12 protein-coding genes are annotated in these 10624 nt (G+C 33.1%); 9 read left to right on the top strand and 3 right to left on the bottom strand.

Translation table 11 applies throughout. The annotated features are described in order from the left end of the window. Positions 1-218: hypothetical protein (locus tag ACLBWE_RS19035; RefSeq protein WP_447604276.1), on the bottom strand; the 218-nt coding region annotated here is incomplete at its 3' end. A 529-nt stretch (positions 219-747) separates the two neighbouring features. Between ACLBWE_RS19035 and ACLBWE_RS19030 the strand changes: the two genes are divergently transcribed. The 6 genes from ACLBWE_RS19030 to ACLBWE_RS19005 all read left to right on the top strand — a co-directional run bounded on the left by ACLBWE_RS19030 (position 748) and on the right by ACLBWE_RS19005 (position 6552). After that, positions 748-1977 carry an aminotransferase class I/II-fold pyridoxal phosphate-dependent enzyme gene (locus ACLBWE_RS19030; protein WP_447604275.1) on the top strand — a complete coding sequence of 410 codons (1230 nt, stop codon included), beginning with the start codon at positions 748-750 and terminating at the stop codon, positions 1975-1977. 27 nt (positions 1978-2004) lie between these two features. Further along, a complete protein-coding gene (locus ACLBWE_RS19025) occupies positions 2005-2967 on the top strand; it encodes an ATP-grasp domain-containing protein (RefSeq protein ID WP_199943151.1) in 963 nt (320 codons plus the stop codon). Next, complete coding sequence (locus ACLBWE_RS19020) at positions 2957-4126, top strand: MFS transporter (RefSeq protein WP_447604274.1); 1170 nt, start codon at positions 2957-2959, stop codon at positions 4124-4126. The genes ACLBWE_RS19025 and ACLBWE_RS19020 overlap by 11 nt, the downstream gene beginning before the upstream one ends. Continuing rightward, positions 4114-5184, top strand: coding sequence for a hypothetical protein (locus ACLBWE_RS19015; RefSeq protein WP_447604273.1), 1071 nt, complete (start codon positions 4114-4116; stop codon positions 5182-5184). The genes ACLBWE_RS19020 and ACLBWE_RS19015 overlap by 13 nt, the downstream gene beginning before the upstream one ends. Positions 5185-5548: 364 nt before the next feature. Then, positions 5549-6130, top strand: a complete 582-nt coding sequence (locus ACLBWE_RS19010) for a hypothetical protein (protein WP_447604272.1) — start codon at positions 5549-5551, stop codon at positions 6128-6130. 38 nt (positions 6131-6168) lie between these two features. After that, the gene (locus tag ACLBWE_RS19005) at positions 6169-6552 is read left to right on the top strand and encodes a hypothetical protein (protein WP_347020032.1); all 384 of its coding nucleotides are present in this window, start codon (positions 6169-6171) and stop codon (positions 6550-6552) included. Between the two features lie 231 nt (positions 6553-6783). On the opposite strand, the gene ACLBWE_RS19000 is transcribed toward ACLBWE_RS19005, so the two are convergent. Both ACLBWE_RS19000 and ACLBWE_RS18995 read right to left on the bottom strand, forming a co-directional pair. Next, positions 6784-7650 carry an alpha/beta hydrolase gene (locus tag ACLBWE_RS19000; protein WP_447604271.1) on the bottom strand — a complete coding sequence of 289 codons (867 nt, stop codon included), beginning with the start codon at positions 7648-7650 and terminating at the stop codon, positions 6784-6786. 242 nt (positions 7651-7892) lie between these two features. Then, a complete protein-coding gene (locus tag ACLBWE_RS18995; protein ID WP_228267565.1) occupies positions 7893-8489 on the bottom strand; it encodes an NAD(P)H-dependent oxidoreductase in 597 nt (198 codons plus the stop codon). 188 nt (positions 8490-8677) lie between these two features. On the opposite strand from ACLBWE_RS18995, the gene ACLBWE_RS18990 reads away from it, so the two are divergent. The 3 genes from ACLBWE_RS18990 (at position 8678) to ACLBWE_RS18980 (ending at position 10308) form a co-directional block, all read left to right on the top strand. Continuing rightward, on the top strand, positions 8678-9574 hold the full coding sequence (locus ACLBWE_RS18990) for an AraC family transcriptional regulator N-terminal domain-containing protein (RefSeq protein ID WP_447604270.1): 897 nt from the start codon (positions 8678-8680) through the stop codon (positions 9572-9574). A gap of 51 nt (positions 9575-9625) precedes the next feature. Next, positions 9626-9757: a hypothetical protein gene (locus tag ACLBWE_RS18985; RefSeq protein WP_447604269.1), complete on the top strand. Its 132-nt coding sequence runs from the start codon at positions 9626-9628 to the stop codon at positions 9755-9757. A 314-nt stretch (positions 9758-10071) separates the two neighbouring features. Next, a complete protein-coding gene (locus ACLBWE_RS18980; protein ID WP_045431740.1) occupies positions 10072-10308 on the top strand; it encodes a hypothetical protein in 237 nt (78 codons plus the stop codon). Positions 10309-10624 lie beyond the last annotated feature (316 nt).

Here is a 10624-nt window from a genome sequence, read left to right as displayed (position 1 = left end):
GGCGAAATATCTTCATCAGGTACTTGAGCATATTTAACGTTTGTAGCTCGTACTGGTGAAATATCTTCATCAGGTACTTGAGCATATTTAACGTTTGTAGCCCGTACTGGTGAAATATCTTCATCAGGTACTTGAGCATATTTAACGTTTGTAGCCCGTACAGGTGAGATATCGTCCACACATGGTTGTAAGTATTCAATAATAGAGTTATTAAGCATATATTTATCCTTATTTATGTTTAGTGTTGCTTTAATAAAAAAGCGTGAAAGGTATAGCAAAAGCCATACCAAATAAATAATAAAATATAAATAAATAATATTAATAAACTATTTTATATAAGATTTTTCTTTTTTATGATTTGCATTAATTTAGGTGTTATTTTTATTCTGTATTTATTTTGCACCGATTTAATTCATATTATTTTTTTTGGTTATAAAATGGAGCACAAGTATTTTTATTACTTATTTTCTGTATTTTATTTTGTCTTAATTAATTGAAAATTAAGATATTTTATTGATTTTATATGTTGCATTAATATTAAAATGTAAAATTATGTATTGAAATTAGATTTTAAGAACTCTGTTTGTTGTTTGAAATTAAAAGTGGTGCTTTAAATATCAACAACATAGATTGTAGAATATTTATTAAATAGATGGATTAAGTGGATATTTGACATTTAACTAAGATGCATAATATTTTAATTATCACTAAATAAATAAAATATTATACGAGTATTGAGAAGTTCTAATGACTATAAAAAACTGGTTGTCGAATCGTATTAACTTAAGCTCTTTCCATCAGGAAAAAATTTGGACCCAAGGAATAAGCGATTTAACGATTTCCTCTCGTACCAATGGAAGAGGAATTATTTCTAGCGTGGGCCAAGAATATATAGATTTCATGTCTTGTTCTTATCTAGGACTTGAACTTCATCCTGCTTTAAGAAATGCAATTAAAGATTCTGTCGATAAATTCGGAGTGCAATATGCAGCTGCAAGAACTCGAGCAAAATGTGACATATTTGATGAGTTAGAAACAAAATTAAATATAATTTTTATGGATTCTTATTCTGTCATATTTAATTCTGTTGGGGCTGCTCATTTGGCTGTACTCCCGGTCTTAGGGTCTGGCGAGCTTCCAGGTTACAAGATAAATAAAAAGGGAGTGCAATGGATAGTTGATAAAACAACACATGCTTCGGTTCAGATATTACGTGGTATTTTAGAACAATTTGGTAGCCTTGAAAGGATAAGTTTTTCTGATCTAGATCAGTTATATAGTTCACTAAAGAAGTGTAAAGAAAGCGGAAAAACCCCTATTCTTATATCCGATTCTTTAGGGTCTATGGGGGGGAGCAATGATGTCTGCACTTTGGCCCGATTAGCAAAAGAATATAACGGCTACTACTATGTTGACGATGCGCATGGTACATCAATTGTTGGGGAACATGGATGTGGTTACACATTACACCAACTAGGTGAATTTAGTGAGAATCTTATTCTACTTTCATCACTATCAAAAGCCTTTGGTTCACATGGTGGTTCCGCGTCTTTCAGCAATCCTCATGCCGTTTCTTTCATTAAAAAATACGCACTAAACTATATTTTTAGCGGACCTCCTTCATTACCCGGGATTGCAGCTTGCGTAGCTTCTGCAGATATACACCTTTCTAGCGAAATAAATGAATTACAATATAAACTTATGCAAAATATTAAGTACTTTGACAAGACAGTTCTTAATATTGATGTAAAAGAAAAACTAAGTCCTATCCGTACGATCCATATCGGTTGCGAAAATAAAGCCATAATGACGGCTAGTTTCCTTAAGACTAATGGTTTTTTAGCTACAGCAGCTATGTATCCGACAGTTCCTAAATCAGAAAGTATTATACGCGTAGCTATCTCTGCGGCTCATTCTCAGAATGACCTTAAACGTTTTACAGCATTAGTTAATATACTCAGAGATAAAGAACAATAAATAAGGGCCTAACGAAAGGGTTAACCGATGAATTTATACTGGATTGTCGCTCGGGAAGAATATAATAACGCAAATGATATCGAGGAGTCATATGCTCAATTTTCGTTTGAACTTGAAAAGCGAAATATCGTATTCCGTTTTATTACACTAGAAGACTGTATCATTTCCATGCATCCAGAAAATGGTCTTCAACTGATATATAAGAACCAAATTATAGATGAAAAAATAACAGCTTTTATTCTTTCTCCTGCAAATCTAAATACGCAGGCCAGAGCTATCTCATTAACATTGCGGTATTACCTTAGAACTAGAGGAGCATGCTTATTAAATGAAAGTATTGCCGGAATTGAAACTCTTGAATGGAACAAAATAGCTCAGATGTCACTTGCCTCAAAAGCTGGTGCTCCAATTCTTCCTTTTACAATGATTGGTTATCATCGAAATATCATCCCAGCTATAAAAAGTTTTGCAGCTAATTACAGTGGAGAATATATTTTCAAACCTACTGGAACTGGAATGGGTTTTGGCGTTATTAAGTCCTATAACCTTCAACATGCAATCAGCACAGGAAATCTAATTTCGGCATCATCTATTGAATATTTCATGATGCCTTATCTTTCAAATGCTTGTGATGTTAGGTTTTTCTTTATTGAAAATGAGTTAGCATTTATTGAATTACGAAAACCTAAAGATAATGACTATATTGGGAATGTCGCACTTGGTGGAGAAAAGACAATTTTGACCGACCAAGAATTCCTTAAGCTTTGTAGTGATGCACCTTTTTTTCAAGATATGCGATATTTATCCGAAAAGATACTAGCGCAGTCAGGTTGTTCTATATTGTCTGTAGATTGGTTAATGAATGCATCGGGGTTTTATTTTAATGAAATGTCTACTGCTGAAACTGGTCTAGCAAAACTTCCCGAAAAGATAAGAGCATTTGTTTTTGACAGTCTGACAAGGATAATTCATAAACATTATGCATACTAATCGGACTACATACTTAATCTACTTTACAGTATTTTTAGCTGAGTTTTCATTCTTTTTTGCTCTGCCTCTACTGGGTAAATCACCAGCTCTCAGTGCAACAGATGTCGCAGCTTGTCTGTCTGGTGCTGTAATACTGGAAAGTATTTTGATGCTGACCACTACAGGATACCTTGAACGTTTTTCTAGAAGAAAATTGATTTTTATTTCGCTTCTGTTGCGAAGCAGTGCTTTTGTGACAATTTATATCTCATTGTCATTTTCTTCTTGGTTATTATTCTTCTTTTTAATGGCTTTATCCAAATCTATTTCTAAACCATTTTTAAGAGAGGTACTGGCCGAAAGCCTGTCAGGATTAGATCTAAAAAAAGCACTAAATACATTCTCATTATGCCAAAATTTAGCAGTTTTCATTGCTCCTACATTGGCTATTGTGGCATTGAAATATGAGTTTATAGATACTGTTTTATTGTTGCTAATTATATCTGGAATTGCCCTAGCACTATCTGCTTTATCAATAATTTATACTTTTCCAACTAGTCATAAACCTATATCTAGATCACCTTTATCCAGTATATATCATGCTTTCGGGGGGGTAATGGCTAGCAGTGGGATAAAGCGCCTACTACTTTCAACTTTCTTCTGTTTTTTCATTATGGGGGTATTTATCACTACAACTACTCTTTTAGATAAAATTAGTCCTGAAATGGGGAAATATTCTGGTTTATTTTTCTCTATAGTTGGTATCGCAATATGTGTATGGCAAGGAGTGATCGCAAAATTAATATCATTAAATGATAAGTATAGTTCATATATCATTCTCATTTGTGGAGCAACATCTTCAATCTACTTGCTTGATTCCGTATACATTGCCGTAACTGCTTTGATTGCATACAGCATTTATGAGTCAGTTATCATTCCAGATATTTACTTTAAAGCCAGTCAAATTTCTTCTGAAATTTCATCTGGAATACTTTTCAGTTATATATTAATCATTTCAAATTCAGGGGAAGCATTTGGAACATGGATAACAGGAATGCTAATAACTCATATAGCAGAACATGTTCCTATTTTTATTTTTACCACAATACTTTGCTCTGCGATTATTTCGCTCATCTGCCTTAAAACAGCTTATAGAGAGGAACCTTTGTGTCAGTCATAGTCTTTGCAACTGGTGGGACCACTGAAAAAGCTAGAACGGTCGAACACCCATGGGATAGTTACCAGTTTGTTACCTCTGCTGCAGCTCAAGCATTAAAGCCTCTATTCAATGAATTAGCAGTCTCATCAGTGGCTAATTGTTTGACTTCGGGTAACCTCTGGGGTGGTTTTCTTTTTGCACATGAAATCTGCCGTTTACTTAAAGTAAAATATTATCCTTTCGCATCCATTGTCGACAGTGATGTATTATGTGAGGCTGTGGATACATTTTCAATTGACACTATAATATGTCTTCCTAGTTTTGCAGAATGCTTTTTATTACCAGAGCGAAAGGCTCAACTATCAACCTTAAAAAATATTTTTTATCTTGGCGAAATATTTCCTGATTCATTAATTGATCAGGCTCAAGAACTATTCCCTGGTATATGTATTAAACCATTAGCTTATACATCTCAGGAAACAGGCCCTATAGGGTTTCAGTGTTCATATCTTATCGGTAACCATTATCATATTTATGAACATGTGGAAATAAGTAGAAATCCTGAAAGTGGTGAACTCACTGTTAATGTCAATGTACCTGAAAATAATCATTTGCTTAATCATATGATGGGTGATGTTGGTGGGCTTGAACAAGATTTCCTATGCCCATGTGGTTACAGAGGTGATGTTCTACACCTTTATGGTCGGGTACCTACATCACGAAATATTCTTGGTACATCTATCTCAATCTATGAATTTGTAAGAGTGTTGTCAAATGCATCGTCTGAAATGCTTACAGACGCTGATTTACAACTCATTGAAGTTAAGAGTGAAGGCAAAGGACTAGGGCTAGTCCTAATGATTTGCAATAGAAAAAATATATCAACCCACTGTATTCCAGAATTATTAAAATCCTCATCGCTTATAAAAGAGATAATTAATGATTCACTTTACTTTCATATTTTCATAACAGATAAAAACAAATTTTTAAAATCTGAAACAACTCAAAAAATTAAACCATTTATAACAGCTAAAACATCGCCAGATGAAAAAAATGCCTGTAAATTGATTATTAAATAGAAAAGGGCATTTGGCTATGTATCAAATAAAAATATAAGCGATTTAGCTCATTAATTTCCGGAATTATGATTGGTCTATTTTTATAAAAAGAACTGGTCAGGGTGTACAAGGCATTTTTTATAACTTCTGATACTTACATTAAGTTAAGTAAAAAGATTATTTAGAAAATAAACAAAAAATAACAGTTCATAATATTGTGTTTTATAAATTGTAATTTCTTAATTTTTCCTTGGAAATATTATATTTAATGATGAATTGTTAAAGGAATGCTTAACGATATTTGGTTTGTGCTTCAATTTTGGTTGGTTTTTATATAAAGAATATATCGTTATATTTTAAACTTATTTCTGATTAGAAGGTAAAAGTGAAAAAACTATTAGCGCTAACAATTTTAATTTCATCATCTTATACATTTGCTGTATCAAATGAGGGATTTGAGCAGGACATCCGTAGTTATTCTTTATTGCATGGCGTAAGTACAGCAGAAGCAAATAAAGCATTATTTTTAGAAGCTAACCGAGACTCTGCACTCGACGCTATTGAAAAAGAATTTAAAGGACGTGTAGCTGGTATTTATGTTGAAAACTCACCTACATATAAAATTGTGGTTAGAGTTAAAGGTTATGGCCAGAATGAAAAGCGAAATATAGTAGTAGGAAATGCAATTTCTAAAAGTAAATTGCCTATTGATATCCAGTATGGTGCTAAAGAAACTAGAGAGGTTGCTAAAGGTCAGATAAATAAAGCACAAAAACTAGTAAAAATTTATTTTAATACCATTCAAACTGTTAGCTACAATGAAAAAAATGGGAATATTGTGGTTGAAGTTAAAGGAAAAAGTACTGCTGAAAATTTAAAGAAGGTTGATCAGGTCAAAGCTGCTTGGAATAATCCGAATCTACCATTAGAAATTAATTTAGTTAATTGGTCTATTAAACCACTATAGTTTGTATAATTGATTTTTCTAAATATCGACAAAACAACATGTTTATAGAATTTAAAGATTTGAAGAAAAAACGAAACATCGCTTTATTAACTGTAATTTTTCTTATTTTTGGTGGGGCATATTTCATTATTAATAATAAGGGAAATATTCAAAGAGTTGAATCAGTGATATATACAGATAAAACGATAAATGAGAAATTTGGAGAAATTAAAAGTTATAGTATCAGTAGTTTTGGATCGGACCATTATTCTATCCCTAAACGACCACTTTACTTTTATAAAGTTGATATAGTTGGCGCGAAGGCTGATGGGGTAGTTAAAATTGATATGAGGAAAGATCAAAAACAGCTTAAATATCTTTATACAATTAAAATTACGGATGAAAGTCCTCATGGTTTTCGTATAAGGATAGGGAAGTATTAATTTATCTTAATTTCAAAATTAAAGAGCAATATATAATAGTTTTTATGTCTATTATAGATAAAGCTGTGTGGCAGTCTACTCATAAAGTTGAGACTATATGTCATGAAGATCGATATTTCGAAAATGGACATTGTAGTAAAATTGATGGAAATATGACTGATAAGCTTTTTAAGAATAAGTAGTTTTTAACCTAAATATACTTAAAAACTTATCAGAGTACTAACTGAGATATTAAAGGTTTGTATTATAGAAAGAAGCCAATTTGTCTACTGCTTGATCAACGTGATCGGGTTGATCATACATGGTCATATGTGTTGCATGATCAACAAGGAATAGTTCTTTTTTAGTTTTGGCTAAATCATAGAAATGTTTACTGTGCCACAATGATTCAGCATCACTCCCCGCTATTAATAGTAGTGGCTGCTTAAGTAATTCTTGAATATTCTCTGTAGCATCAAATGCAATAATTTTATCTACACTTGAAAATAATAATTTATTCTGGGAATTTTTATGTTGTCCCCGAGAAGTTCTATAATATTCAGACGCTTCTCGTAAATCATGTGGTGTATTCGCATCAGGTTTTTCAGGCACATAGTTGATATATACAGGTTCTGCACCATTTGCTTCTCGGGTTCTTTGCTGAGCGACTTGATCCAATAATTTTAATTGATCTGATAAAGTTCCGTCACCATGCCAGCCTTTACGGAATCCCAAACCAATATCAAAACCACTCACAGTACCCACTGCTTTAATACGGTGTTCTGTCATTGCTGCATTAATGCTATATCCACCACCAGCACAAATACCAAGTGCGGCAATACGATCTTTATCAACGAATTTCAATGTCGTGAGATAATCAATACCACTTCGAATATCTTCTACACGTTCAGTTGGATTCTCTAAAAATCTAGGTTCACCGCCACTTTCACCTTGGTGAGAGGCATCAAATGCTAAGGTGATAAATCCTTTTTTAGCCAGCTTTTGCGCATATAAGCCTGCGGTTTGTTCTTTTACACCACCGCCAGGATGAGTCACAATAATTGTAGGATATTGTTTTTTCTCATTGAAGTTATCTGGTAAATACAAATTACCAGCCATTATGATTTGACCATTTTTGAAAGTTATATGTCGCATATTTTTTTGACTGATTTCTGTGCTGATCTTCGTTTTTATTTCTGCTGCAAGAGTGGCTTGAGCAGTAAAAACCATGGTTCCAAATGTTAGTGTTGAAATTAAAAATCCTTTTTTAACAAGACTGTGTAATTTGAATTTATCAGTTACTAGTCTTGTATTAAGGATATTAGAAATGTCATTTTTCATGTTATGAACCTTATTCAAAATTAGTCAAAAATTTGGGATAGCTGTTGTTTTAGAGACTCGATATCATTGTTAATCTGTGGATTTTTCATGACATCGAAAAATGAAAATGTTGGTAATATTTCAACACCACAAAATTTGTAGTTTGCTGTGTTGTGAATAAATGCATCATCAACAGATCTACCTTCAAATAATTTTTGATTAGAATCATTAAATGCTTCTTGAGGAGCATTCCATGTTAGAGATAACATGTACTTTTTACCGAAAAGCTTTCCGCCTGTACCGTATTGCTTGGTTGGATCCTGTCGAGTACGTCCATCACCAGTTAAAAAACTTCCCTGTTTCATACCTTCAGTAAAGACTTCATCAATATATTTTTTATAGATCCATGGAGAGCCAAACCAATACACGGGAGACTGAGTGATGATTAAGTCAGCCCATAAATGTTTATTCACTTCTTCATTGATATCATAGCCTTTTTCAACCTCGGTAAGCTGGATTTCACAATCTAGACTAAGCATTGTTTCTTTAATAATTTCAACTATTGAGCTATTTAATGTGCCAGTAGAAATACCTTCATAGAATTGATGTGTATTAATAATTAATACTTTTTTCATCATATATACCCTAAGTTTTATTTGCCTATTGAGGATATTAGTTTGCACTGGAGACGAAGAATTAGATTGCCAAATTTGCTTTAATTCTTGCCTAATATGATGAGAAGTGGCAAAAGCATAACTAATAAAATTTTAATCTGTTAATCTTAAACAGTATATTGATATCCTGATTTTGTGAGGAGTGGGCTAAAATGAATCAGTCTAGTGTAGATAATTTCCTCCTTTCTTTAGTTGAAGATATTGCTCAAAACGATGGGGACTATCCTACAGAAATTCCAGTATTATCTATTTATCGTCGCAGTACAGTTACTGATCCGATGCCATGTGTATTTGGCTTGGGTTTAGGTGTCACACTACAAGGCAGAAAGCGCGTAACACTTGGAGAAGATATCTTTGATTATGGTTCTGGACAAGCACTTATTAATACGATTGATTTACCAGTTGTCTCTTATGTAACACAGGCCACAATAACAGAACCTTATTTAGGATTACGCTTAGATCTGGATGCAAATTTAATTGTACAAATTGCTACGGAAATGAATGCTTCCAGAATTTACAAAGGTGGACCTTCAAGAGCGATGTCTGTTATAGCATTAGATGATGGGTTACTTGATGCCTTAATGCGTTTAATTAAACTTTTAAATGAACCTAACAAAATTCCATTTATTGCACCCTTAATTCAGCGAGAAATTATCATTCGGTTACTGGACGGTGAGCATGGTCCAATGCTCCAGCATCTTGCTGCTGTAGGCTCTCCAAGTCAGCAAATTTCTCAAGTAATTGCTTGGATGAAGTTAAACTACACAAATACTATTTTAATAGATGAATTAGCAGCCAAAGCGCATATGAGTTCATCTACTTTTAGACAGCATTTCCGTACTCTTACTGGATTAAGCCCCTTGCAATATTTAAAAAATTTGCGTTTGCAAGATGCACGGCATTGGATGCTTTATGAAGATATGGATGCTGGTAGTGCTGCTATACGCGTTGGCTATGAGAGTGTTAGTCAGTTTAATAGGGAATATGCCCGAATGTTTGGGGAACCTCCGCTCAGAGATATAAAACGCATGCGCAATCTAAGTAATTGAAATAATGTATTTATCTAGCTATTTAAACTAAATAGAAATGAATATTTTTGAATGAACATAATTCAATTTCACGAATTTCCTCGCCTAGATGAACGTTTAGTCTGGAAACCCTATCGCTTTGCTTATTCAATTTCTGTTGGAGATGAAGGTGAGCCATGGGCAAGAACCCCAAGTTACTATTGATTTACCTGTACGAGTGCCTTTAGGTTTTCATGCAAATTGGGTAAATATTTAAAAAGATAGTTTAATGTGCATTCTGCTAAAAGAATGCATAGTAGAAGCATGATGAGTGCCCCAATGGTACTGTCAGCTTTGGAAAAGCTTTAAAAATGTATTGAATTTAAAGCACATTAAATTTAGTCGCCAAGATGAATTAAAAAACTTAGCTATAGAGCTCCTAAACACGGGGCTTTTTCTTTTGTTGGGATGAAAAATTAAACTGACTTAAAGGTGGTCGTGATATGGTATAAAAGCACCTCCAATAATAAGGATTATATATGTCAGACAATTCAACAAAATGGCTTTGTGTGGGTGGTGTTCTAAGTGGCGAGTGGAGAGAGCAGCAATTAGAAGCTTTTGATGTTGATCCTAATGATTTAAATACTCATAGTTATGAACCAATGAAACTCATTAATCCTGTTACCAAGGCAGAACAGGATTTCTATGTATATACTGAGCTACAAGAACACGCATATGATAGGGCAATAAATTTTGCCTTATCCAAAAATCAATAAGATCAAGAGAGCACTTAGGTGCTCTTTTTTATCTGAAGACATGACCTGTTAAATAATTTCTTAATTCCTAAAGACTCGCTTCTCAAGCATCTCCATAAAAGTTTTTAAAAGAATTCAGATTTTCGATACAAATAAACTGGATGGAAGTAGGTGATTACTAAATTTTTATAAATTTCAATCTATTTGAACATAAAGAAAAATTGAATATTGTGTTTTTTTATGTAAAATAATGTGATTATACGTACAATTCTGTCTACAAGATGTTAACTAAGAACTTTATAACTTCTTCCATTATTTTTCTTGCGGGTTTTAACCA

This window comes from Acinetobacter sp. M5A5_2a (genome assembly GCF_053345265.1).
Note: the sequence above shows the minus strand (reverse complement) of the source record. Positions and strands in the feature narration are given on the sequence as shown.